Consider the following 25302-nt stretch of genomic DNA (forward strand, 5'->3'; position numbering starts at 1 on the left):
AGTATCGAGCCGTGCGGGTTTTACATAGATAAATTTAGTAGGGCTCTTTACGGCTTTGGTTAAAGGCATATCATGGATAGAAGTGTCGTGAGTAAAAGTACGTTTTTGAAGTTTTTTATCACAAGAGTTGTTTTTTGTGTGACTTTGTTCCTATCAGGATCAATGAGTTTGTCTTGGGGAGCCGAGACAAGCAAGGCATTGCTTTCTATTCCTGATTTAGCTTCTGAGCTTTTGGAAACAGTTGTGAATATTTCCACAGCACAGACTGTTGAAGGAACAGAACAGGATGAAAATACTGCGGTACCCATTATCCCAAAAGATTCATTGTTGGAGGAATATTTTAGTGATTTCTTTACACCTAAAGATGGTCAAAAAGATAGTCAATTTCAAAAGGTGCGTTCTTTAGGGTCTGGTTTTGTGATTGATGCGCAAAAAGGGATTATTGTTACAAATTATCATGTTATCGTTGATGCTGATGATATTGAAGTTAATTTTACGGATGGAACAAAATTAAAGGCAAAGCTTCTTGGAAAGGATAGCAAAACTGATTTGGCTTTGCTTCAAGTCGATGCAGGAAGTAAAAAATTAAAGGCTGTGCGTTTTGGTGATTCAGAAAAGGCACGTATTGGTGATTGGGTTATGGCTATTGGAAATCCTTATGGTTTTGGTGGAAGTGTAACAGTTGGCATTATTTCTGCACGTAACCGTGACCTTAATGCTGGTCCCTATGATAATTTTATTCAAACAGATGCAGCGATTAATCGAGGCAACTCTGGTGGTCCGTTATTTGATAGAAATGGTGAAGTTATTGGCATTAATACAGCAATTGTTTCACCTTCTGGAGGATCTATCGGTATTGGATTTGCTATTCCATCGGATATGGCTCTTTCTGTTATTAATCAATTGCGTGATTTTGGAGAAATAAGGCGTGGTTGGTTGGCTATTCGTATTCAGCCGGTAACAGAGGATATTGCAAAAAGTTTAAAATTGGACAATGCTGTGGGAGCATTGGTGGCTGGTAAAATAGAACAGACGAAAGAAAATAATGTAGATAATAGCCAGTTACAAACTGGAGATATTATTCTTTCCTTTGGTAATTCCAAAATTAAGCATGCACGTGATTTGCCGCGTTTAGTTGCAGAAAGTTCAGAAGGAAAAGTGGTGGACGTTACTGTTTTACGCAATGGGCAAGAAGAAACAGTAAAAGTTAAGCTTGGACGTTTGATTGAAACAGATCCAAATGAAGATACAGAAGAAGTTGATGATAAAAAAAATCAAGATCTGTCGAAAAACGTGACAATGCAATTTATGGGCATGACGTTATCTGAACTGACAGAGGATTTGCGTCATCGTTATTCAATTTCAGATAAACTTCGAGGACTAGTGGTGACAGCTGTTGCACAAAATAGTGCAGCGGATAAAAAGCGTATTCGCGTTGGTGAAGTGATAGTTGATATCAATCAGAGTTCTATCACAACAATTGATGAGGCTAAGAGACGTATTCATAAATTACGTGAAGCTGGACGAAAAAATGCTCTCTTTATTGTTGCGCGTCCAGATGGAGAGTTACGGTTCGTAACGATTTTAATGGATTGATGTTTGAAAAATTATTTTTTGTTTTTTAGCAGCTTTAGTATATGGGGTCTTTTGCAAGTCAGGCATGTGATGTTCAATGTTTCTCAAGCTCATTTCACGATAGAGAGCATGGGGTGTGCAATATAAAATCTATAGGAAATCATTATATCTTTATGCTGGATATAAAGTATAAATTGGTGCCATCATAGTATTTTTCAGTTATCAATATTGTAACAGCCTAGACTTTGAAATGCTGCATAAGAGATATTGGTACACCTTTCTTAAGTCCATTTTTATCTCTGCTTGTGATGCGCAAGTAAATGGTATTGATATGATGCTTTATAAGGCTCTGATTATAAACCGGCGTAGCATGCTATTTTTATAGGAAAAAATAAAGCTATTTGATTGTATAGATTAAACTCAGTATTATTTTCATAAATGATGACAAAGAGTATGTTTTTAATGGCATTAACGGACAGAATTATTATAGCTGTGGTTTGTTATTGAATTATGATAGCAAAAAATGCTTGGAAATTCCTTTGGTGTTGTTATTAAGTCCATTTTTTCTTTTTTATAAGTTTCATAGGATTTTCTTTGTATTAAAGAGAATTTGTGTTCGTATTTTTGTTTGAAGTATTTACTCTATGATCATGGAGAGAAAATACAGTGGCTTTGGGGGTGTCTGCATGTTGCAATAAGTTATTGATTGGGAGAAATTGCTATTCATGACACAGAGAACAGTTACATTAATAGCGGGGCCAACGGCAAGTGGGAAGTCAGAACTTGCCTTGCAAATGGCTAAAGAAAAAAATGCTTTCATTATTAATACTGATTCAATGCAGGTTTATGATGTTTTAAATATTTTAACAGCACGGCCGAGAGAGGCTTATACTGCGATTGTTCCCCATTATCTTTATGGTCATGTGAGTCCTACGTTGAATTACTCAGTAGGGCAATGGTTGTGTGATGTTGAGAAGCTATTGGCTACTTTTTCTTTGAGATCAGTTATTTTTGTTGGCGGAACAGGACTTTATTTTCGTGCTCTTTTGGAAGGGATTGCGGAAATTCCTCATGTTCCAGATGTTGTGCGGCAGAAATGGCGTCTGCTGCTTGATCAAGAAGGACCTGAAAGTCTTTATGGCCAGTTGTTACAGATTGATGCTGATGTTGCTGAAAAAATTTCTTCGCACGATAGACAGCGTATTGTCCGTGCTTTGGAAGTTTATGATGCAACCGGTAAGACGCTCAGTTGGTGGCAGAAACAAAAAACAACACCTATCATTGCGCCGAATTTGACCGAAAAAATTCTTCTCATGCCACCACGTCCTCTGCTTTATGAACGTATTCATAAACGCTTGGATTCTATGATTGAAAGAGGAGCTTTAGAAGAAGTGGTGGCTATGAAAAAACTTAAACTTTCCCCTTCATTACCAGCAATGAAGGCTATTGGTGTACCTGAATTTATGGCTTATTTGGATGGATATAGAAGCTTTGAGAATGCTCTTGAAGCGGTAAAAATACAAACGAGGAGATATGCAAAAAGACAAATGACATGGTTTCGTAATCAATTTGATGAAGAATGGATGCTTACTTTTTGATAAAAGAGTTATAGCTTTGCAAAAAAACTTATCGAAAGATAAAAGATAATTCGTGAAAAAGAAATTTTTTAGAAAATATAATTTTTTATTGACGAATGGTATCAATGGAATTAAAAATCTCTCTACAAGGAATTTTTTATATATTTTATACGTTGGAATAATGGGGGTAATCATACAGTATGTGTTGTGTAATAGGCTCCTTTGGGGGCTTTTTTTATGGGCTCCGTTAGGGGCTTTTTTTATTGTCCTATAAAGTAGGTGAGTGGGAAAAATGAGAAATGATCCAAGAAAGCAAGAGAGTGCAGATGGAAAAATAATGTCGGGCGCTGAAATAGTGGTTCAAGCTCTTATAGATCAAGGCGTTGAACATATTTTTGGTTATCCTGGTGGGGCTGTTTTGCCTATTTTTGATGTTCTTTATCACCAAGATACACTCCAGCATATTTTGGTGCGTCATGAACAAGCTGCAGGGCATGCGGCTGAAGGCTATGCACGTAGCACAGGGAAGGTAGGGGTTATGCTTGTGACTTCTGGTCCAGGGGCAACGAATGCTGTTACACCTTTGCAAGATGCTCTTATGGATTCGATACCTCTTATTTGTTTTTCTGGGCAGGTGTCAACAACGGTGATTGGAACAAATGCTTTTCAAGAGGCAGATACAGTTGGAATTACAAAGCCTTGTACGAAGCATAATTGGCTGGTTAAAAATGTCAATGATCTTGCAGCTATTATTCATGAAGCTTTTTCTCTTGCTCAATCAGGTCGTCCTGGGCCGGTTTTGATTGATATTCCTAAGGATGTTCAATTTGCTTCAGGATTTTATAGAGCACCTCAAGTTCAGGAGTCTTTACATTCTTTTCCATCGTTGAAAGGGAATACTAAGGCTATTGAATCTGCCGTTTCTCTTTTAGTTGAGGCAAAACGTCCTATTATTTATTCTGGTGGTGGTGTTATTTCATCAGGGATGAAAGCTATACAGCTTTTACGTAATTTGGTTCAATTGGGGGATTTTCCGATTACTTCAACATTAATGGGACTTGGTGCTTATCCTGCTTCCGATAAAAATTGGCTTGGAATGCTTGGAATGCATGGAACCTATGAGGCTAATATGGCCATGCATGATTGTGATGTCATGTTAGCTGTTGGAGCACGATTTGATGATCGTATCACGGGGCGCCTTGATGCATTTGCACCTCATGCGCGTATTATTCATATTGATATTGACCCTTCTTCTATCAATAAAATTGTAAAAGCAGAAGTTCCAATTATTGGTGATGTGGCTTGTGTTTTAGGAGATATGACGCAACTCTTAAAGATACAACAACCAGCGTTTAACAGTGAAGTCCGTGAGGCGTGGTGGACGCAAATTAACCGTTGGAAAGCTCGTAATTCATTGGCATATGCGGAGAAAAAAGATGTCATTATGCCGCAATATGCTCTTGAACGACTTTATGCTCTTACCAAAGATGCGAATGCTTATATTACAACGGATGTCGGGCAGCATCAGATGTGGGCAGCGCAGTATTATCATTTTGATGAACCAAAACACTGGATGACTTCTGGTGGTCTTGGAACGATGGGGTATGGTTTACCTGCTGCTATAGGTGTTCAAATAGCGCATCCTAATGCGCTTGTTGTATGTATTTCTGGTGATGCCTCCATTCAGATGAATATTCAAGAGCTTGCAACAGCTATTCAGCATGACACACCGGTGAAAATTTTCATTTTAAATAATCAGTATATGGGAATGGTCCGCCAGTGGCAGCAATTGCTGCATGGTAATCGTCTTTCTCATTCTTATACGGAATCTATGCCTGACTTTGTGAAATTGGCACAAGCTTATGGAGCGGTAGGGATTCATTGTTCAAAACCCGATGAACTTGATGATAAAATTCAGCAGATGATTGATTGTGATAAGCCTGTTCTTTTTGATTGTCGTGTTTATCATTTAGAAAACTGTTTTCCTATGATCCCATCGGGATGTGCCCATAATGAGATGTTATTACCCGATGAAGCAAGCGAAGAAGCTATTGCAAATGCTATTTCTTCCGAGGGAAAGATTCTTGTATAAAATGAATATGTTAACAAAATGGTGAAGGATGGTGATGATGAAGTCTTTGGAGGCTTCATCTCTGTCTCTTCTTTGTGGAGAGTTTCTATTATTCTTAGAACTCATTTTATTATTTTCATTCTGTGTTTAAAGACATAGGGTGTATTATTATTTGTTTATCTAAAAAATGTTATAAGTCGTGTGCCAAATTATGTTTGAATTTATTTGTACGCGATGTTTGTTTTTTTTAAATTCATATGTTCACATTAATAGCTATATCGTTGCATTTTTTAGATAATACATTGAATTATCTGTTATAAATTAATTATGTTGTCTCATATATGAAAGATTTCATCGTGCAAGAAAAAAAGCCACCATGCTTGAAGGGTGCAACCATGCAAACCGTCATACTTGTGAAAACAATAGAAAAGTTTGTCACTATGTTTTGGTTTTGCATTATGAAACTACTCCAAATAGCTCTTTCAAGGGCTTGATAGGAAAATCCCCCTAGAGGCTTGAAAGGAATGGCGAAAATAACAAAAAGCGAATGCAGCCATAGAAAATCAATTGGCCACCATAGCTTATAATTAGCTAGTAACCTCACCTGATTATGCGGGAAAAATCTATACATATGAGATGTATCGTCAATATATATAAACCAGAATAATACTCACCATTATATCATTATCAGGACATTAACATTGAAAATTAAATACTCTTTCTTTTATTTGTTCTACATATCTATGATTCCATAAATCTGCAGACCAAACACTCTTTGAATCTATCGCATTGGATTTTCATAACTATCAAATGATCCAAAAAATTTATCTCTAGAGTGTAGAGCCATTCTATTATCAATGTATAATAATCTTCCCTGTTGTACATCAATTCCAAAAGATACAGCCTTAAAATGATCTGAAGCTTCCTTGGCTTTTTTTGACTGTGGCTCTAACATGCCCGGATAAAAAACAGCGCTGATATCTGGGAATTCACCGTCCCCTTGAACGAGGGGCACTTTACTTGTAGAGGTTACTCCATTTCTTCTCCATCTATAGGGAACATTAATTATATATAAATTATCCCTTAAGTTCCTCAAATCCTCCTCACTTAAAAGTTTTAGAGCGAGACGTGCATCAGATATTCTCGTTAACGGACCATCAACATCATTGCGAACACCAGATAAAAGGATCCCTTTAGGAGATAAATTTAAACCCGTTATAAATTTTAGTGCAGCATTTTCTATATGAAAATCTAACTCAACTTCAGATCCTAATCCTGTATAATCTTTTTTATTATCCTCTAAAGGAACTAGGTTATTGACTATATGTTCGCCTTCAAACTTAATTGCATAAGGCTCTCCAATCAATAAAGAAAACATCATAATTAAATTTTCGCTAATATAGCCACTTTTACAAGACGCATCTAAATTATAAGGATTAGGTGACGTATTAATTTGTCTATCAATTGGAAGATTTTCAAAGATTAAATATGGTTTAGGGGTAATAGATACCTTTTGATTCATCAGAATTGCCAATATTCTATGGGGTAGCAGCGAAAATGCTATTTTTTAGCTCAACTCAAAAGTATTTTCATTGATCATTATAATTTCCTCCCCAATTATTTTTCCCTACTTTCTTATTAAGAAAAGTGAAAAAACAATAATTAAAATCAGCCATGTTAGTAAATAAGTGTCTGTAAAATCTTGGATTAATCCAAATAATGGTGGAGCAGTAATAATTGCGATTTGATTTACAGACATTGCTAAACCCAGAGAAAAGCCAACGCTTTCTTTCGGTGAAGAGTATACAATATAGGCGACCCAAGGGCCATACCATCCTAATCCAAAAAAACCTAACCAAGCAGATAAAATAGTTAAATAAATTATGGATCCACTTATGCCCAAAATTAATATTAAAAATCCAAAAACGACTGCAATCATGCAAAACAAGACAGGAAAAAATCGTCCTTTTCTACAATGATCACTCCACGCTGCTAAAATAATTCCTCCTAAGGCACCAGAAGCCTGTGAAACAAAAAACAAATAAGCACTTTTATCTAAAGACAGGTGATAGATTCTATAAAAATAAATCGTTATAAAAATGGTTAAAACATATTGAACGATCACAAGTGAAACGCCTGAAAAAATAATATTCTTCATATGTGGTGCAGTTAACATCGCAAGATGAGACTTTACATTTGCATAGAACGAAACTTTTGCTTTGCTTTCTGGAGCGATAGCTACAACTTTTGTTGGTGAGTGATAAAAAATAATAAATATACATCCCCCCTAAAAAAGAAACGATGGCACCGACCAAAAACGCACCTTGTATGCCATAGATAAGCGCACTCGCAGGAAGAACTATCCCAGCTAATACCCCCACACTTAATGGTAGCTTCGCCTGCTTTATTCTCATTGCAAATCCGCGCTGCGATTGTGGAAACCATGACGAAACGGATTTAGCGCCACCAGGTTGAGCAGAACTATAAAATCCCTCTACAATTAGTAAACAGACCAAAAGGGAAATAGAGTTATCTGCAATTGCTCCCAACAAAAGAGCGAAAGAAACGCCGACCGCGCCAACTCCAACAATATAGCGCTTGTTAAACTTGTCTAGTAATTAGCTTGCTACAATTAACCCAATAATAGGTAGGAACTGCGCTGCTGAAGACAGCAAACCTATCTGAGAGTCACTAAGCGAAAAATCATTCTTAAAAAATTCAGCTAAAGGACCAATCCTTTGAACAAAGAAGCAGGCTGATGCTTGAGCGATCGTGGCAACAAGCGATATAATCCATCTATAATAATTTTTTCTATAATTTTATTATTGCTCACTCAGTCCCCCTCCAATTAAAGTGTATTCCAATGAAGTAGCCTTTTTTAATAATGCTTGGAACAATAAATTAGGTATTTTATGCTGATTACATAAAAAATCTGTCAATACGATTGGTATGAATATGAAAATTAAGGAATATGCTTAATTTAAGGAAATACGCTATTATGTGTAATGCAAACTTGATACGCTAGCGATATAAGATAAATTTTACAAACATTGGCTCAGCCGGCATTAAGTGCTCTTCATAAAAGAAGCTATATTTTGGCAAGCTTTTTCAAAATAATTCTCAAAGCTTTCTTCAGTCACATAGCCCAGATGCGGTGTGCAAAGAACTCTATCTGATTGCAATAATTTGCTCTCATATACTGGTTCGCTGTCATAAACATCCAGTGCAAAGTAAGTTGAATTTTCCAAACTTAGTATTTTTTCTATCGCCCCTTTTTCAACCAAAGCTGAACGCGCTGTGTTGACAAAAATAGCATGAGTTTTCATGCTCAATAGATCATCTAATTTTATGATTTCTCTGGTTTTATCGCTTAAACGTAAATGGACGGATATAACGTCAGGACGTGTAAAAAATTCTTCTTTTGAATGCGTAAAATGATAACCTAAATTTTTTGCTTCTTGCGTTGAACGCTCGCTCCCATAAACCAAAATGGACATGCCAAAAGCTTGAGCATATTGAGCAACCATTTTACCAATACGCCCAAACCCGAATATTCCAAGAGTAGCTCCTTTCATTTGGTTGCCAAATGTTGTTTGCCATCGTCCTTTTTTTATATCAGATACAGATTTACAGAGTTTTCTACGCGCAGACATAATTAAGAGCCACGCAAATTCAGCAGCAGAAGTTGGATCTCCACTACCTCTAATATTTCAATTCCCAAGTCTCTACAAGCTTCTATATCAATATGTGAACCTATAGGGCCTGTTTGGCAGATCAATTTTAAATTTGGCAGTTTTAGGAGAAGATTTCTATCAACTATAGTCCGTTCTCTGATTAAGATCAGAATATCGATCCCTTTGAGCTTATCTTCTAAATCACATTCTTTAGCTAAATTATTTATAACTAGCACTTCATGTGATTTCATTAATTTTGTAATAGACTGTAATGTTAGGGTGGCTTTTTGATAGTCGTCTGGAATTAATATTTTCAATTTAAACCTCCTGTTTCATTCATCAATATTTGAGTTCATTATTTCATTTCTAAAACAAACAAAAAGCAATATTACCGCTGATATTTTGGCACAACGCCAAGCCTATTAACAAATTATCCCCCTTGATTTCATTGTTATTTTATAGCAATAAGAATAGCATTAATCAGTTAGTTTTTATAAACTTTAAAACATTGCGACAAAAAGAAAAAGTTTGACTCAGTAGATGGAAAATTGCGCTTTTCTCATATTCTAGAGGACAAACCTGAAGTGCTACGCTGGACTGAAACCATGTTCCAGTTTTCTTATAATAGACTATCAAGAAGGACATATTTACGAACCATATTTTATTGTTGAAACAGAAAAAGCTCCATATTTGTGCAAGATAAAGCGTGCTTCATATAAGCGTTATTTGTAGCATGAAGAGTAAATTTATTAAAATCATGATAAGAGGGAAATAGGAACTTTAGAGGTGTATCATCATAGGATTAAGTAGTTTTGTTGAGAGCTATTTTTATTTCTGCCAAAATGTTTTTAATATATTTAATTATTATTTCAGAATAGTAGATATACTTTATTTTTATGTGCAAGAAAGCTGATTTTTTGTGTAAAATAGTATTCATAAAATTACATTATTTTTATCCTGTTAAGGACATTTTTCTAGCTAGGGTTTTGCAAAGGCAATGCTCTTTTTCTCATTCTAAATTTTGGTTATAAAAAGCGTATACTAGGTGTTATTTTAACTTTAAGATATGCATATTCCATTGTTGGTGTTACTATTGTAAAAAATGATATTTTATTCGATAAGTATAAGGTATTACCAAGAAGATCGATGTATAGATAAAATTTAGATTGTTACACTATCTTGAAAAAGTAATGGGTAAATAATTGATAATTGTGCTACGAAAGTTGTTAGATGGGCGTGTATCAGCAATTCTTAATAAAAAAGTTTTTTTTTATAGTCGGTTTTTTTCAAAATACTGCTCTTTTTATGCAAAACTTATATTGGTAAACTATGCAGTTTTCACGGGAACAGGATAATGCATTGAAGGCTGTTGCCGCGTGGTTGAGGGAAGGGCGTTCTCCTCTTTTTCGCCTTTTTGGCTATGCGGGAACGGGTAAGACGACGCTTGCACGCTATTTTGCAGAGACAGTTGATGGTTCTGTTCAATTTGCTGCTTTTACAGGGAAGGCGGCGCAGGTTTTGCGTTCTAAAGGTGCAAGCAATGCTTGTACTATTCATTCGCTAATTTATAGTCCACGTGGAGAAGAGGAAGTTTCCGATGAAATAACAGGAAAAAAGTCTATTGCCCCAACATTTACGTTAAATCGAAGAAGTGCTGCTGCACAAGCTAAACTCATTATTGTTGATGAGTGCTCGATGGTCGATGAAAAATTGGCGCGTGATTTAATGAGTTTTCGAACGCCAATTCTTGTTCTTGGTGATCCAGGTCAATTGCCTCCTATATCTGGTGGAGGCTTTTTTTCTAATGGAGAACCAGATTTTCTTCTTTCAGAAATTCATCGGCAAGCGCGAGATAATCCGATTATACGTCTTGCTATGGACGTGCGCGAAGGACGCGATATTGCTTATGGTGACTATGGAGAAGCGCGCGTTGTTACACGTAAAGAGGTCAATCAACAATTGGTTTTGGATGCTGATCAGGTCTTGGTAGGGGTTAATCGTACACGCCACCTTTATAATCAGCGTTTGCGTGTGTTAAAGGGATTTACAGCAGATTATCCGCAAGCGGGAGATAAGCTGGTGTGTTTGCGAAATGATCCCATTAAAGGTTTGTTGAATGGCTCTTTATGGAAGGTGATGACTTCACAGAAGGAGACCGTTAAACCAAGTATTAATCTTCTTGTGAAACCAGAAGAAAGTGAGCGTGGGGTAGCAAAGATTAAACTTTTAAAAGCAGCGTTTGAAAACCCTGATCAAGAAATTTCATGGCAATTAAAAAAGCGATATGATGATTTTGATTATGGGTATGCATTAACGGTTCATAAGGCGCAAGGTTCTCAATGGAATAACGTCGTTTTGTTTGATGAAAGTTTTGCATTTCGTGATATGTATGCACGCTGGCTTTATACGGGAATTACCCGCGCAGCAGAGCATTTAACGATTGTTCGATAGAGAAAATGTGTGTATCATCCCAGTTTCAGATAGAAAATGCCTTTTTTCTATCTTGTTACACACTATAAAAAAATGGAAATGGGCATGGCGGTAAAACTTTCGGTTAATCTTAATGCTGTTGCTGTTTTGCGTAATCGACGTAATCTTCCGTGGCCAAGTATAACAAATATTGGGCATATAGCGCTTGCTGCTGGAGCAGCAGGTTTGACGGTTCATCCACGCCCTGATGAAAGGCATATTCGTTTTGCGGATTTGTCAGATATATACTGTTTAATAAAGAACAATTTTCCTACGGCTGAGTTTAATATTGAAGGTTATCCAAGTGATCAATTTTTGGATATCGCTGAAAATTATGCGGACCAGATTACCCTTGTTCCTGATGATCCAGATCAGTCAACGTCTGATCATGGGTGGAATTTTGCTCATGATGCAGAATTTTTAGCACCTATTATTCAGAATTTAAAAAAAAGAAAGATTCGTGTATCCCTTTTTGCTAATCCTGCTGTCGATGGTCTTGATATTGCTAAAGCAATGGGTGCTGATCGTGTGGAATTTTACACGGGACCTTATGGTGGTGAATTTCAGGATAAAACAAAACAAGATCAAGAGCTCAATAAACTTGTTTTAGCAGCAAGAAGAGCTAAAGAGTTGCAGTTAGGTATGAATGCTGGGCATGATCTGACACTTATGAACCTTCCTGCTCTGGTCAAAAGTATTCCTTGGCTTGATGAGGTTTCTATTGGCCATGGGCTTATTGCTGATGCATTAGAGTATGGAATGCATGATACTGTTCAGCGTTTTATCCGGTTATTATCGTAATCTTTGTTTCTCTATAAAATTGGGAAAAAATTTTTATAAAGCTTTATCAATTTATCTAAAAAAACAATTTTATATATGTTGAGATAAATAGCACTATTAGCGTACATTATAAAATATTCTATTTTCCTCTGTTTATTAGTAGCTTTCTATTTTTTGTGTTTTTTAGGGTATGAAATGCTTTTTATATACCATCCATTATGAGGAAATTTTACCAAATCTACTTACTATAATTTTTTCGAAGGAATATAGTTTTTTAGAGTATTTTTCTTATAAGGGATTGGCGAAGAAATTTAAATGGATCAGTGCACAAAATTTATTGAGCGTCATAAGGTGTTTGAGAGATATCTTTTAATATGTTTGAGCTTATTTCACAGTGTTACTTGTGAAAAGTGTAACGTAAAACCTCTTATGCATCACCATTTTACGTCATAAAGATATAAGTTATCGTCTTCATTTTTGGGCTCGTTTAATGTTGCGGCAGCTTTTGCCATGCGATGGTTCATAAGACATATTCACATGCAATTCTGCTTGTGATGCGCAAGGGGGATGATTTCATCGAACAGATTTAAAGTCACAAAATGCTTTTTATGAATAGGCTCAATGTAATATGAGCTATTGCAATATTGGGAGCGAGAAAATAGAATGATGATATCAACTTGTAACTTTATAAAGTAAAGGGGGGCGTGTACGATAAATCTTAGATTATTATAGAGGACTATTGAAAAGAGTTCGAGCGCATTAAGAATTTTTTAATAAGCGCATGAATGAATAACACAATGGCATTCTGTTTTGCGTGAGAGGCGTGGTTATTAAAGAATGTAACAAGTAAAAGCGTCTTCTCTATTATTCTAAAGATATTGCTGTGTATGCTTTTGAAGGTTGTACTAAAACAATACTTGTTATTTTGTAATTTTTCTTGCTATCTATATTGATTTGGTTCATGTTAAAAATTGTGTGTTGTATCTTAATTTTTAGAATATAGCGTTTTGTTGCACGATAAAAGAGTAGAATATTAGCTAAATTTTCTTTAGAAATCTTATTTTGTGTAATTATTGTTTTTGTAGAATAGCAGTTGAAGTTTATTTGGGGATCCGTATATGTTTTAGGAATGTTTGGGGACTACAGTTTTTTCTATGCAATATGTAAACTTTAAAATTATTCAATTGCTGTGTTCTTATAAGCGGTGTTTTTTGTCTTTATAAGTGTGTGATGCACTGTAGATAATGTTTCTTATTGAATAAAAGTAATCTGAAATCCAGTTTAAATAGAGAAAGAAGGAATTTTTTTATGCGTGTTTATTATGATCGTGATGCGGATGTTAATCTCATTAAAGGGAAAAAAGTAGCCATTGTTGGTTATGGTTCTCAAGGGCGTGCGCATGCTTTAAATTTGAAAGATTCCGGTGTCCAAAATGTGCAAATAGCTTTGCGTCCAGGGTCGGAAACAGTTAAAAAAGCCATGGCTGATGGTTTTAAAGTGGTGAGTGTTGCTGAAGCAGCAAAATGGGCAGATCTCATCATGATGGCAACGCCAGATGAATTGCAAGCTGATATTTATAAGGAACATATTCATGATCATTTACACGATGGGGCAGCGATTGCTTTTGCGCATGGTTTGAGCATTCATTTTGGCTTGATTGAACCTAAAAAAAACGTTGATATTGTGATGATTGCTCCTAAAGGTCCAGGGCATACAGTTCGTCATGAATACCAACGGGGTTGTGGTGTTCCTTGCTTAATAGCGGTGGCGCAAGATGCTTCAGGGCATGCTCATAATGTAGCATTATCTTATGCATGTGGTCTTGGTGGTGGACGTGCTGGGGTGATTGAAACAACTTTTAAAGAAGAGTGCGAAACTGATCTTTTTGGTGAACAAGCGGTTCTCTGTGGAGGTCTTGTTGAATTGATTCGAGCTGGTTATGAAACATTAACGGAAGCAGGTTATGCACCAGAAATGGCTTATTTTGAGTGTTTACATGAAGTGAAACTGATTGTTGATCTCATGTATGAAGGGGGCATTGCAAATATGAATTATTCGATCTCTAATACAGCTGAATGGGGTGAATATATCTCTGGTCCACGTGTGATTACGGATAAAACCAGAGCAGAAATGAAACGTATATTGAAAGATATTCAAACGGGTAAATTTACATCGAATTGGATTCAAGAATATAAGGCTGGTGCTGCTCATTTTAAAAGTATGCGGCGTTTAAATGATAATCATCCTATTGAAGAAGTTGGTAAAAAACTTCGTTCTATGATGCCTTGGATAAAATCTAACGCTTTGGTTGATAAAGAGCGTAATTGAAGCTTCTACAGAGATATTTGATCAATAGCTTTTATAATTTTATAGATAAATATCAAAAAAAAGGGTAACTTTAGTTACCCTTTTTTATATGTTTTTGGCAACATAAGCTTTATTTTTTAATTTTTTGCATAATTCTTTCTTCCAAAAAGAAAGTATACAATCCCTAAAAATATAAACCACGCTGGAGTATATTTTAAAGCTATGGCAGTGTCAGCTTCTAATGACAATAAATAAATAATGAATGCAAAGAAAATAAGAAGCGCCCAACACATAACAACACCTCCTGGCATTTTATAAGGAGAGACAGTATGTTGGAGAGGACGATTGCGACGATAGACGATATAGCTGATCAAAATGATAGACCATACAAATATAAACAAAGTTGCGGCAATTGTCGTAACAATTGTAAAAGCAGCTATGAGTGTTTGAGATAACGATACAACGGCATAACCAAATAAGATGCATAAACATGAAAAGAATAATGCATTGGCTGGAACGTGGTTACGAGAAAGTTTTCCTAAAAACTTAGGAGCACCTTTTTGTGTTGCTAGCCCATATATCATACGGCTGGTAGAAAAGATTCCACTATTTGCTGAAGATGCGGCTGCTGTGAGGACAACAAAGTTCATCAAACCTGCAGCAGTTGGAATACCAATAAGTGCATACATTGTTACAAATGGGCTTTTTTCTGGACTGATTTGATCCCACGGCGTCACAGACATAATCACAAGAAGAGAGAATATATAAAAGAATACAATGCGGATTGGTATTGAATTAACAGCCTGTGGTAAAGCTTTTTGAGGCTCTTTTACTTCAGCAGCAGCTGTTCCAGCGAGTTCAATGCCAACAAAAGCAAAAATAACAATTTGAAATCCAGCAAAAAAGCCTGTAATTCCTCGCGGAAAAATATTCCCACCGTTCCATATATGGCTAAGAGAAGCAACCGTACCGTTTGGAGAGACAAAACCGGTAAAGATCATATAAAATCCTACAACGATTAGGACTAGAATTGCTACGATTTTGATAAAACCAAACCAAAACTCAAGTTCGCCAAATAGTTTTACTGCGACGAGGTTAAGAATTAAAAAGGACATAAGACCAATTATAACAGGAATCCACGGATTGAGTTCAGGCCACCAAAAGTGTGTATAAGTGACAATAGCAATAATTTCAGCAGTTCCAGTGACAATCCAACACAACCAATATGTCCAGCCGATAAAGAATCCGGCACATGGCCCTAGAAGATCGGTTGAGAAATCAATAAAAGATCGGTATTGTGTATTAGAAAGCAATAACTCTCCCATAGCACGCATGACAAAGTATAGAGCACAACCAATAATTGCATAAACGAGTAGAATCGAAGGCCCTGCTACACTGATTGTTTTTCCTGATCCCATGAAGAGACCTGTTCCAATCGCTCCACCAAGGGCTATAAGTTGTATGTGTCGGTTATGTAGTCCACGTTGCAATTTCTTCTTAGGTTTTTTTTCTAAATTTTGTTTATTCATTTTTGGGAGGTTCCCTTTAGTTATTTTAAGATAAAATTACCCTAAAAAAGGTAATCCCTTCTATCGAAACATGATATAGCTAGGGAGTAAAGGAATTTTTTTCTATGACTATATGAGAATAAAGCAAAAACATTATTAATTAATGGAATAATTATTTTATATATAAGAAACAAAAGATAAATTTTATTACATTTTTTTGATTTTTTATATTTTATACATATGTAATATATTTTATATATAATATAAATTATATTACATATAATTATTATTTATATTATATAAATATTTATATTTAATATATTTATTTATAGTAAATTATTGTATAAATAACTTTTATATTTAAAATTTATTTATTAATTTAGATTTCTAAATATATTAAATATAAATAAAATTGCAAATTTATTAAATATAAAACTTTATATATAAATAAAATAAGTTTAAATAGTTAGACTATTATTTAAAATATTAAAAAATATATTTAAAAATTTACCTTTAATTATTTATATTTAAAATTTATTACAAATAGAAAAATATTTTCATAGAATCTTTTTTTATTGCAGATAGCTATTAAGATATATTCTGTTTAAAGCTATATTTTTAATTTTGATAAAAAATTGAATATAAACTTTTGGAGGGGAAAAAGTTTTAGATAAATCTCATGTTTTATTAGTAAACAATGTCAGTGAAGTTTATAGAGAATTTTTTACAGAATAGCTCGTTTCTTATCTTATTGTGCAGTAAAATACTGTTGTGTAGAGTAGTGATATAAAGCATATAACATTTTTACGCATTAAGTATTTTTATAATGTGTGGTGAGTATTCAGGGCAGGGCTAGCCCATAGAGCCTTATGTAGGTGAACCATATAAATGATCAGCAGCATTCCCTCTTAATAAGCTGGATTGTTCACAAACCGGCGCTGGTAGGAATCGTCGTTTTTTGATGTTTGGGGAGGAGGTTAAGTAGAAAAAGGGTAACTAAAATTACCCTTTTTTGAGATGTTTTATGTATAGACTTTATTTGTTACCTTGAGTTATTTTTTTCTTTACAAATGTAAAATAGGTTATGCCTAAGCAAATAAACCAGAATATACCGTATTTTAAAGCTGTTAGGGTGTCTTCTTCTAACGTTAACAAATAGAGCATGAAAGCAAAGAAAACTAAAATTATCCCGCACACGATAATTCCTCCTGGCATTTTGTAGACGGATTCAGCATGCAAATGAGGGTGATTGCGACGATATACAATATAGCTAACCAAAATTACAGACCATACGAATAAAAATGCAATAGCTGAGATGCTCGTCACAATTGTGAAAGCACTTATGAGGCTTGGAGAGAGTGAGGCAATTGTATACCCTATTAAAATACATAAGCAGGAAAAGAATAGAGCATTGGCTGGAACATGATATTTGGAAAGCTTACCTAAAATTGGAGGAGCACCTTTTTGTGTTGCAAGCCCATATATCATACGGCTAGTAGAAAAAATACCACTATTTGCCGAAGAAGCAGCCGAGGTGAGAACGACAAAGTTTACCAAACCAGCAGCTATCGGAATACCAGCAAGCCAAAACATCGAAACAAAGGGGCTTTTATCTGGAACAATTTGATCCCAAGGTGTGACTGACATAATCACGATGAGAGAGAAGATGTAAAAGAGTACAATACGTACTGGTATTGCATTAATTGCTTTTGGTAGAACTTTTTTAGGATTTTTGACTTCAGCTGCAGTTGTTCCTGCAATTTCTATACCAACAAAAGAAAAAATGGCAATTTGAAATCCAGCAAAAAAACCTGTCATTCCTCGCGGAAAGATATTTCCATCGTTCCATACGTGATTGAGAGAAGCAACAGTACCATTGGGAGAAGTAAAGCTCGTAGCGATCATATAAAAACCAACAACAATTAATGCTAAAATTGCTACGACTTTGATAAGACCAAACCAAAATTCAAGTTCACCGAATAGTTTTACGGCAAAGAGATTAAAAATTAAAAAGAAACCAATGCAAGAAAAAACGGCAATCCATGGATTAAGCGTTGGCCACCAAAAGTGCATATAAGTGATGATGGCAATAATATCTGCAGCTCCAGTTACAACCCAGCTCAACCAATAGCTCCAGCCTACAAAGAAAGCGATTCCCGGTCCTAGCATATCGGTTGAAAAATCAATAAGGGACCGGTACTGTGAATTAGAAAGCAATAATTCTCCCATAGCACGCATGACAAAGTATAGGGCACATCCAATAATAGCATAAACGAGTACGATGGAAGGGCCTGCTACACTAATTGTTTTTCCTGATCCCATGAAGAGTCCTGTTCCAATAGCTCCACCGAGGGCTATAAGTTGTACGTGACGGTTATCTAGGCCACGTTGTAGTTTCATCTGAGGACCATCTTTTAAATTTTGTTTATAGCTCATTTTTTGGGGGTTCCCTTTAATTATTTTGAGATTAAATTACACTAAAAATGCATTATTCTGTATCGAAGCATGATATAAATGAGGTGTAAAGGAAAAAAACGTTTTTTATGATTTTGTGTGGATAAAGACAAGAATATGTTTTAGGAATATGGTTTTGAAAAAAGAGAATGTTTTCCTCTTAAATAACGTAACGGATATCTGAATAGGGAACTTTTTATTGTTATTAATAACAAATAAATTGTTCATTAAAAGACGTGGAGCTTTTAAAATTATTTCAGAAAGTTGTCAGGAGTTTTTATAATTTTTTGAAACTTATTATTTGTAATCAGTGCATTATTTATTATTATTCATAATGGTGAGAGTTTTAATTTTTACTCAAATAGCACTCGAGAGTTCTCATCTTAATTTAAGAACAATTTTTAATGGAAAATTTAAATGATTTCTAAAATCATTTTTTTATTTTTATGATGCTATCATAAGTGAGAAGGAATTACTTTTGTTTCACAAAGGAAAAGAACAATATCATAGTTCTTTCTTTTAAAGTGATGAATAAGGATTTTGTTTAGACATTGGTAACATTTTATAAAATGTTACGAGAGACTCACATTGTTTACACAAGCGTCCTTGAGAGTATGATAAAGAAATGCAACGTAATTCAGTTATACAAAGAAAAAAAGAACTGGGGATTGTATAAGCTCTGTTAGAGATTTAGCTATTCATAGTGAGAGACAGAATCAGGAAAAGATTGCTCTATTAACTTTACAATTTGTTATCGAAATAACATTATCCAAAGAAAATGAAAAAAGAAAATAGAGATAAAACTGTTCCTGTCGCAATATTAATGTATCCTTTTATTTTTTTCTTTTTTAAAGTGGCGCTTGCGAATGATATAAAAATGGTCATTAAAGTAAACCATGTAAAGATGTTGAAGGAATGTATCGTTACAAGTTCAAAGCCTTTTTTAATGCTACTGCCAGAAGCTAAGAATTTTGGAAAGGCTGCTATGTAAAATATTGATACTTTGGGATTTAGTATTTGTGTCAAAAAACCATCCATATAGCTGGTAAAAAGCTTTGTTGTACCGACAATGCTTTTTTCATTCGTTGATATTTTTTCTTTTGAATTTAAGCTGTGTATTCCAGATTTAATCGATTTAAAGCCCATATATAATAAATAGCAGCTTCCCATGAGTTTTACTAAAAGAAAGAGCGTTTTGTTGTTGAGAATGAGTGCTGATACCCCTAATATGGAAAATGCTCCATGCGCATATGTTGCTGTACATAACCCTAAAACGTTCATAAATGCGTTCTTTTTCCCCAATCTCGTTGCATTATCGATGATAAGGGCCATGTTTGGTCCCGGTGAGATGACTAAAAAAAATGAAACAATGAAAAAGGTTAGTATTTGATGACTCATTCTACTTTTAGCTCTGAGATTAATTGAGCTTCAAGATATAATTCTATTCTGTCAAATTTAGAGAGTTTTCCTACGCCCTGTGGAGTGCCTGTGTATATGATATCACCACGCCTTAGCTGAATGTAGTGACTTAAAAATGATATTATTTTCTCAAAGCTAAAGATCATATTTTTCGTATTGCCAACTTGCCTCGTTTCGCCATTTAACTTCATTGTAAAGGTTATTGGGTTGTTTATTTTTTCTTTGTTTATGAAGTCAGAGACGTATGCCGCTCCTTTAAATCCTTTAGATAAAAGCCAAGGAAGCTTTTTTTCTTTCAGTTTTGTTTGCAAGTCTCTTGCGGTAATATCAAGACCTATTGCTACGGCATCATAGCATTCTTCTGCTTCTTTCTCTGTGACCATGAAAGTGTCCTTTGAGATTCTGAGCACAATTTCAGTTTCAAAATGGATTTCTTTAGAAAAGTTAGGAAGATAAATTTCATTGCCTAAAACGAGTGAACTTTTTGGCTTGCTAAAGATAACGGGTTCATCTTCAACAATATTGCCTAGTTCATGAACATGTTCAACATAATTGTATCCAACACAGTAGATGTCATTTATCATGGGAGCCCTCCAAATTTTTTATTTTCTCTTTGTATAGGCAAGAGAAAATTTTGCAAACAACATTTTTTCTTATATCGCGTTTTGCGTTTTCTGGAAAAGAAGCATTGTGTGGGGTGATGACTAACCACGATGACAGCCCTTCGCATTATCCTCTTTTGAAGAGTGCCCAATCTTATAGTCTTTGAGATTACTTTAATTTTGATTGCCAATTTCCTGAAATTACTTTATTACTTAAAGAGTGATTTTACTCATCTACGCAGCGATCAGTAGAGTCTGAAAGCCCTAAAGTTTGATCATAAAAATGGCCTACTCTGTTGGTGTCTCGGAATTATGGGATATTTTTCTATATCTAGGTGCTATGAGCACTAAAAGAAAAGATCTGTTTCGTGTTCAATACTTTCAGGCTCTCGGAATACTAATGCGAGGGTGCTCGCACCCAGCGGGGGGAGCTTAAGAGTGAAAAGAAAAAGCTACATTTTAACGGCATTTCTATAGGCAAAAAATTCGCTTTTAAAGAAAAATGCTGGGAATGTCGTAAAAGCAATTAGGGCACCAATTAGGGATAACTTTTCAACAAATCCAAAAGTATGAGAAAGTCTATGAGGGTTTAAAAGAAGCAGACCGTGGCAAACTTATTATGGTATGTGGAACGGAGAAGATTTTTACCAGCTTTAAGATAGCACAACAAATAGCCGAAACTGGAGAGCGTGTTTTGTTTTTCGTGCCTTTTCTGGCTTTGATGTCACAAACAATAAGAGAATGGACACGCTATACAGAAGTACCGTTTCATTCCTTTGTGGTGTATTCTGATACATAAGTTGGCAAGTGTCGTAAAACAAAGATGCTGCTGCCGAACTCGATGTCTCAGATCTCGCTCTATCAGCTACCAACTGATGCTTAAAAGCTTTGAAAAAAGAAAATAAAGTATTAGTAAATGCAATGACTGTGGTGTTTGCTACTTACCAATCAATCCAAGTGATTTCGGATGCTTAAAAGAAATACGGTTTATCAGAATTTGATCTGATCATTTGTGAAGTAGCGCAGGTTAAGGCGGATAAGGTAGAACCTTTGGTTGTAGAAGCCAAGGAAGTAGCTGAGACTGCGAAGACAACAGCGGAAGAAGCGAAGAGTGTTGCGGAGCAAGCAAAAGAAAAAGCTGATACGACGAAGCAAGGGCTTGGAGAGGTCAGGAGTTCATTAGACACGGTGACAGCAACGACAAATTCTGCGAATACAGCCGCCTCTGAGGCAAAAGTGTTAGCGGAAGAAGCGAAGAGTGCATTGACAGAAGTTCAAGAGAAGGCTCAGAGGAACAGTGACAGTCTTTCTGAACTTCAAGGTAATGTAGGTTCTCTTTCCACTAATTTTTTAGAGGATGTGCGTTTTCATCAACCTGACAGAATTCTGGAAGCCGATCCGAAAAATAGAAAAGGTCTTGTGATCAATGAAGGGGCATGTTTTCGCTTTTATCATGGTGGTGAGAATGTGGGGGGTAGGTACCTCTTTTACGGCATTCCAGAGCATGGAAGGATGACTTTTGACCAAGATCTTGAAGCAGGAAAGAATTATTATATATATCTTATCTTAAAAGATCAGACGAATGAGCTATCCTTTGACCTTTCGCAAAATCTGACGGCTCCTGATGGCTATACAGAGGATAATTCTAAAAAGATTAGTGGATTTCATACGCTATGTGCGAATGTTGGTGAGATCGAAGGTCATCTCTTATCAAGCATATAAGATATAATAATAAAAAATACAATAAAGTCAATAGTTTGAGTGTAATTATTTTATATGAATCCCCTTAAGAATCCACACTTTTATGCATGATTCATTTGACTATTTTTTATATAAGATTGCCATGTATGAATAGACCATAAAAAGCAAATCATCATGTAAATGTTATAACGCATGTGTCATTCAAATGAAAAGCAGATATCATTCATAACAGTTTATAAATTTTATGACACGTTTTTATCACAGCACAAATCACATTGTTTTAAAATTTAATTGTTTGGAATTATCGATAACACACGTTTAAAGATCATATCTTGTTTTAATGATTGGATTGTTAATCACATGATAAAAACATAAAATTACAGTTCTCAAAATTGAGAAGCATAAAATAGAGAGCTGTTATAACAGCATCATCATAACACCGAACATTTTAAAGATTGCATAAAAGGATTTAAAGAAAAGATCGCTTTTAAAAAAGCTTTCTAAAAATTTAGAAACGATAAGTAAGAAGCATAAATATAGTATCATCACAACAGCTATACTAATTTTTAAAAACGAAACTGTATTCGTTTCCACAAAAAAATGGAAACGAACAATGCCATAGCAGTAGAATACTATCTACTTAGATATGGTACTAAAAAACGTTTTAAAAGTTACCGTTTAAAAGCACAGAGCAAAATATGAACTTAGTGATTTACTCACCCCAAAATTGGGGGCTGCTATTGAGGCAAAGATAAGCAAGCAAAATTCAAAAATATTTTAACATCATAAGGCATGGGATTTTACTTAATTTTGCTAGCCAAATATAGAGCGATTAATTTGCAAAGAAGTTACATTTGAGTGCAAAATGAAAATACGCTTATGAAAGCTTTTCTAAATGCATGTTTAAATGTTTGAAACTGATGTTTATAACAGTTTTTAAAGCCTTGCGTTTGATAAAATCTGTTGTTTATTGTCTTATGAGAGATTGTTTTGAAAACCAACGCTCGTAAATGTAAAAAGCGGGTTTTGATAAAGCTACCAAGCGTTTTGATTTGTTTGATACGTTTGATAGCCATAACAAGCGTTTATAGGCTCTCTTGTTAAAATGAGTGAGTAAAAATCGTATGCAACATTTACATTCCTTTTGATAAGTTTTCATAAAGATAATGATAATAGAGCGCTTGCAATATGATACGTTTTGTATATATGCACTCATTACTCCATATGGATGATTCATTTTGAAAGCCGCGTCATATCATTTGGCACGGATTTCTTTTATTTTACTCTCTCTTTTATGATATGTTTATAGCAATGCATTTTATATGCGTTTATAACCATAAAGAAGGCGCCGTCCATGCCTGTCATTTATTTATCTGTATCTGTAATCTTGATAATATTATCGTTTTCATAAACCTCACATTTTTTGGGAACGACACTTACTTTACTTTGACTGTTTAATTTTGCATTGCCATAGGCTTTACCCCAGACCTTGGCATTTCCATAAACAGAGCCATAGACCTCGGCATTGCCATAGACATGACCACAGACCTGAGAAAAATGGCGTATTTTTGCATTTTCATACACTCTTACATGACCATAGACACAAGCCTCATCATAGACCCAGCAATTGCCCTCATGAGAGAGGTTATCTTCCTTTTCAATAAAGCCGCCTAAGGTACCTTCTTTGATATCAGCAAAATCTTTTAATGCTTTAATACGGTAGAGAATATGTTTACCAAATACACGCGTTTCATTTGTGAGTGCAAACTTCTTTTGCATGAGCACAATTCCTTTATAAAGAGATTTAAATTTTTAAATGAGATGTTTAAAGGAGGGTGCCCCCGCCGCGCCCACGCGTTATTTAAGCAGCGTCTTTTAGTGACTGATTATCATCACAGATATCATCACGGATTGTAGCGACCAGATCAATGCCGATATCACGTCCATCTTCATCATGCTCCTTAGCCCATTCCAAATAAGTCTGAACCTTTTCGTATTCTTGTTTTTGAAGCGGGTCGTTTGTCAAATAAGCCATGACAAGGTTTTCAAACATGGTTCCTAATTCACGGGGTGATTTTGCTCGTTGACGATAATATTCTAAGAGAGAGCGTAAAGTGACATGTTCATTATCAGACTTATTAAAGTGATGCATATTACAACAGGGCTCCGTTTTCATATGAGTTGGTTAATTCTTATCAAAAGAATCAAAACGAAGCTTATTAAATCCATTTTGAACGAATTGAGAAAAAATGCAGAAAAATGCTAAAAAACCGATATTTTTTTTCAAAAGGGGTTTTTAAAGGTACTTATCCACAGCCCATGACATGGGATAAGATCAGCAAACTAGTGAAATTTGCTGTTCGTTTTATGGAAAAAAGACAAATTTGATATGTGCTTTTAAGATATCATAATGAGTATTTTGATAGGTTTTATGAGTCACTAAAATAGTCTATTTTGTCAGTTCAATTTACTGACACAAACTGACAAATAATATATTATTGATTGTATTTAAGATTGTATTGTCGATATAGGTTGTATCGTTAAAGCTCTAACCTATTGAAATATAATGTTTTTAATTTTCTCTCATTTAAAAAAATAATATAGGCTCTAAAAAGAACTGACAACACTGACAGCACTGGACAAAACTCTTCTGTTCAGATCACTCAGATCATTGTCTTTGGAGAACGGTTGCTTAATGCGCTGTACAGAGAGTTTTGCCTATTTGAGTAGAAAGTTTTAAAAGAGGTTTCTTTATTGTTTTCTATGATGGTTTTTGACGACAGGATGTTCTTGATCGCATGATGTCTCGTTTATATGTGTGTTGAGTGGCTTAGAGGAGCTGGAGAGTGAATCTATCTCTAATTATTGATAAATATATTGTAGCATTAAACTGGGGATATTAATGTATTAACCATTGACAGGCTAAACAGTTTTGTTTAAAGGTCTTTTTCCATAGAAATGTGGGGGAGAGATCTTCAGCAGTTAAAATAAAGTGGTTTTGGGTGCCATTTTTCTTTGGTCACAGAGGCATGTGCTTTTGTTAAAAGCGTTATAGGGCAGTGACTTTTTTGAGTGGACTTGTTAGAGGTTCCATGAAGTTCTTTTAAAGAGTGCTTCATGAATAATGCAAAGCGGGGGCAGTCTGTATTGTTTTGTGTATTTTTA

16 protein-coding genes and 3 pseudogenes are annotated in these 25302 nt (G+C 35.0%); 8 read left to right on the top strand and 11 right to left on the bottom strand.

The window, feature by feature from the left end:
• The first annotated feature begins 72 nt into the window (after positions 1 to 72).
• The 3 genes from ACFIML_RS05115 (at position 73) to ACFIML_RS05125 (ending at position 5244) form a co-directional block, all read left to right on the top strand.
• The gene (locus ACFIML_RS05115) at positions 73 to 1596 is read left to right on the top strand and encodes a Do family serine endopeptidase (protein WP_375615085.1); all 1524 of its coding nucleotides are present in this window, start codon (positions 73 to 75) and stop codon (positions 1594 to 1596) included.
• A gap of 704 nt (positions 1597 to 2300) precedes the next feature.
• Positions 2301 to 3173 carry a tRNA (adenosine(37)-N6)-dimethylallyltransferase MiaA gene (miaA, locus tag ACFIML_RS05120; RefSeq protein ID WP_375687540.1) on the top strand — a complete coding sequence of 291 codons (873 nt, stop codon included), beginning with the start codon at positions 2301 to 2303 and terminating at the stop codon, positions 3171 to 3173.
• Positions 3174 to 3444: 271 nt separating this feature from the next.
• The gene (locus ACFIML_RS05125; protein ID WP_375687542.1) at positions 3445 to 5244 is read left to right on the top strand and encodes an acetolactate synthase 3 large subunit; all 1800 of its coding nucleotides are present in this window, start codon (positions 3445 to 3447) and stop codon (positions 5242 to 5244) included.
• Between the two features lie 760 nt (positions 5245 to 6004).
• Here the strand turns inward: ACFIML_RS05125 and ACFIML_RS05130 are convergent.
• The 5 genes and pseudogenes from ACFIML_RS05130 to ACFIML_RS05150 all read right to left on the bottom strand — a co-directional run bounded on the left by ACFIML_RS05130 (position 6005) and on the right by ACFIML_RS05150 (position 9214).
• The gene (locus tag ACFIML_RS05130) at positions 6005 to 6745 is read right to left on the bottom strand and encodes a TauD/TfdA family dioxygenase (protein ID WP_375614618.1); all 741 of its coding nucleotides are present in this window, start codon (positions 6743 to 6745) and stop codon (positions 6005 to 6007) included.
• A 105-nt stretch (positions 6746 to 6850) separates the two neighbouring features.
• Positions 6851 to 7501 carry an MFS transporter gene (locus tag ACFIML_RS05135; protein ID WP_375614623.1) on the bottom strand — a complete coding sequence of 217 codons (651 nt, stop codon included), beginning with the start codon at positions 7499 to 7501 and terminating at the stop codon, positions 6851 to 6853.
• 10 nt (positions 7502 to 7511) lie between these two features.
• Positions 7512 to 7814 (bottom strand): annotated as a pseudogene (locus ACFIML_RS05140) (MFS transporter); the annotation flags it as partial.
• Positions 7815 to 8288: 474 nt separating this feature from the next.
• Entirely contained in the window at positions 8289 to 8876 is a 588-nt protein-coding gene (locus ACFIML_RS05145; protein ID WP_375614619.1) for an NAD(P)-dependent oxidoreductase, read from the bottom strand.
• Between the two features lie 2 nt (positions 8877 to 8878).
• A complete protein-coding gene (locus ACFIML_RS05150) occupies positions 8879 to 9214 on the bottom strand; it encodes a hypothetical protein (RefSeq protein ID WP_375687545.1) in 336 nt (111 codons plus the stop codon).
• A gap of 1012 nt (positions 9215 to 10226) precedes the next feature.
• On the opposite strand from ACFIML_RS05150, the gene ACFIML_RS05155 reads away from it, so the two are divergent.
• The 3 genes from ACFIML_RS05155 (at position 10227) to ilvC (ending at position 14474) form a co-directional block, all read left to right on the top strand.
• Complete coding sequence (locus ACFIML_RS05155) at positions 10227 to 11348, top strand: ATP-dependent RecD-like DNA helicase (RefSeq protein WP_375606996.1); 1122 nt, start codon at positions 10227 to 10229, stop codon at positions 11346 to 11348.
• An 84-nt stretch (positions 11349 to 11432) separates the two neighbouring features.
• Positions 11433 to 12167: a pyridoxine 5'-phosphate synthase gene (locus ACFIML_RS05160; RefSeq protein ID WP_375606997.1), complete on the top strand. Its 735-nt coding sequence runs from the start codon at positions 11433 to 11435 to the stop codon at positions 12165 to 12167.
• Positions 12168 to 13454: 1287 nt separating this feature from the next.
• Positions 13455 to 14474: a ketol-acid reductoisomerase gene (ilvC, locus tag ACFIML_RS05165; RefSeq protein WP_375606998.1), complete on the top strand. Its 1020-nt coding sequence runs from the start codon at positions 13455 to 13457 to the stop codon at positions 14472 to 14474.
• Between the two features lie 116 nt (positions 14475 to 14590).
• Here ilvC and ACFIML_RS05170 read toward each other — a convergent pair whose 3' ends face one another.
• From ACFIML_RS05170 to ACFIML_RS05185, 4 genes are all read right to left on the bottom strand, one after another.
• A complete protein-coding gene (locus ACFIML_RS05170; RefSeq protein WP_375606999.1) occupies positions 14591 to 15982 on the bottom strand; it encodes an amino acid permease in 1392 nt (463 codons plus the stop codon).
• A 1014-nt stretch (positions 15983 to 16996) separates the two neighbouring features.
• On the bottom strand, positions 16997 to 18397 hold the full coding sequence (locus tag ACFIML_RS05175; RefSeq protein ID WP_375607000.1) for an amino acid permease: 1401 nt from the start codon (positions 18395 to 18397) through the stop codon (positions 16997 to 16999).
• 783 nt (positions 18398 to 19180) lie between these two features.
• Complete coding sequence (locus ACFIML_RS05180; protein ID WP_375615090.1) at positions 19181 to 19813, bottom strand: LysE family translocator; 633 nt, start codon at positions 19811 to 19813, stop codon at positions 19181 to 19183.
• Positions 19810 to 20418: a fumarylacetoacetate hydrolase family protein gene (locus ACFIML_RS05185; RefSeq protein WP_375615091.1), complete on the bottom strand. Its 609-nt coding sequence runs from the start codon at positions 20416 to 20418 to the stop codon at positions 19810 to 19812. Before ACFIML_RS05185 ends, ACFIML_RS05180 begins: the two co-directional genes overlap by 4 nt.
• 574 nt (positions 20419 to 20992) lie before the next feature.
• Here ACFIML_RS05185 and ACFIML_RS05190 point away from each other — a divergent pair.
• Both ACFIML_RS05190 and ACFIML_RS05195 read left to right on the top strand, forming a co-directional pair.
• A pseudogene (locus ACFIML_RS05190) lies at positions 20993 to 21408 on the top strand (DEAD/DEAH box helicase family protein); the annotation flags it as partial.
• Between the two features lie 78 nt (positions 21409 to 21486).
• Complete coding sequence (locus ACFIML_RS05195) at positions 21487 to 22158, top strand: hypothetical protein (protein ID WP_375607003.1); 672 nt, start codon at positions 21487 to 21489, stop codon at positions 22156 to 22158.
• Between the two features lie 1344 nt (positions 22159 to 23502).
• On the opposite strand, the gene ACFIML_RS05200 is transcribed toward ACFIML_RS05195, so the two are convergent.
• Entirely contained in the window at positions 23503 to 23916 is a 414-nt protein-coding gene (locus ACFIML_RS05200; protein WP_375607004.1) for a hypothetical protein, read from the bottom strand.
• Between the two features lie 124 nt (positions 23917 to 24040).
• Positions 24041 to 24289 (bottom strand): annotated as a pseudogene (locus ACFIML_RS05205) (hypothetical protein); the annotation flags it as partial.
• Between the last annotated feature and the right edge of the window lie 1013 nt (positions 24290 to 25302).

Origin of the sequence: Bartonella sp. AC62GZZY (assembly GCF_042196525.1) — a bacterium.
In the GTDB taxonomy this organism is placed as follows: Bacteria; Pseudomonadota; Alphaproteobacteria; order Rhizobiales; family Rhizobiaceae; genus Bartonella.

Bases quoted from the DNA above. Each gene is read 5' to 3' on its own strand.
- ACFIML_RS05115 (WP_375615085.1), top strand. From the start codon at position 73: ATGGATAGAAGTGTCGTGAGTAAAAGTACGTTTTTGAAGTTTTTTATC.
- miaA (WP_375687540.1), top strand. From the start codon at position 2,301: ATGACACAGAGAACAGTTACATTAATAGCGGGGCCAACGGCAAGTGGG.
- ACFIML_RS05125 (WP_375687542.1), top strand. From the start codon at position 3,445: ATGAGAAATGATCCAAGAAAGCAAGAGAGTGCAGATGGAAAAATAATG.
- ACFIML_RS05130 (WP_375614618.1), bottom strand. From the start codon at position 6,745: ATGAATCAAAAGGTATCTATTACCCCTAAACCATATTTAATCTTTGAA.
- ACFIML_RS05145 (WP_375614619.1), bottom strand. From the start codon at position 8,876: ATGTCTGCGCGTAGAAAACTCTGTAAATCTGTATCTGATATAAAAAAA.
- ACFIML_RS05155 (WP_375606996.1), top strand. From the start codon at position 10,227: ATGCAGTTTTCACGGGAACAGGATAATGCATTGAAGGCTGTTGCCGCG.
- ACFIML_RS05160 (WP_375606997.1), top strand. From the start codon at position 11,433: ATGGCGGTAAAACTTTCGGTTAATCTTAATGCTGTTGCTGTTTTGCGT.
- ilvC (WP_375606998.1), top strand. From the start codon at position 13,455: ATGCGTGTTTATTATGATCGTGATGCGGATGTTAATCTCATTAAAGGG.
- ACFIML_RS05170 (WP_375606999.1), bottom strand. From the start codon at position 15,982: ATGAATAAACAAAATTTAGAAAAAAAACCTAAGAAGAAATTGCAACGT.
- ACFIML_RS05175 (WP_375607000.1), bottom strand. From the start codon at position 18,397: ATGAGCTATAAACAAAATTTAAAAGATGGTCCTCAGATGAAACTACAA.
- ACFIML_RS05180 (WP_375615090.1), bottom strand. From the start codon at position 19,813: ATGAGTCATCAAATACTAACCTTTTTCATTGTTTCATTTTTTTTAGTC.
- ACFIML_RS05185 (WP_375615091.1), bottom strand. From the start codon at position 20,418: ATGATAAATGACATCTACTGTGTTGGATACAATTATGTTGAACATGTT.
- ACFIML_RS05200 (WP_375607004.1), bottom strand. From the start codon at position 23,916: ATGCAAAAGAAGTTTGCACTCACAAATGAAACGCGTGTATTTGGTAAA.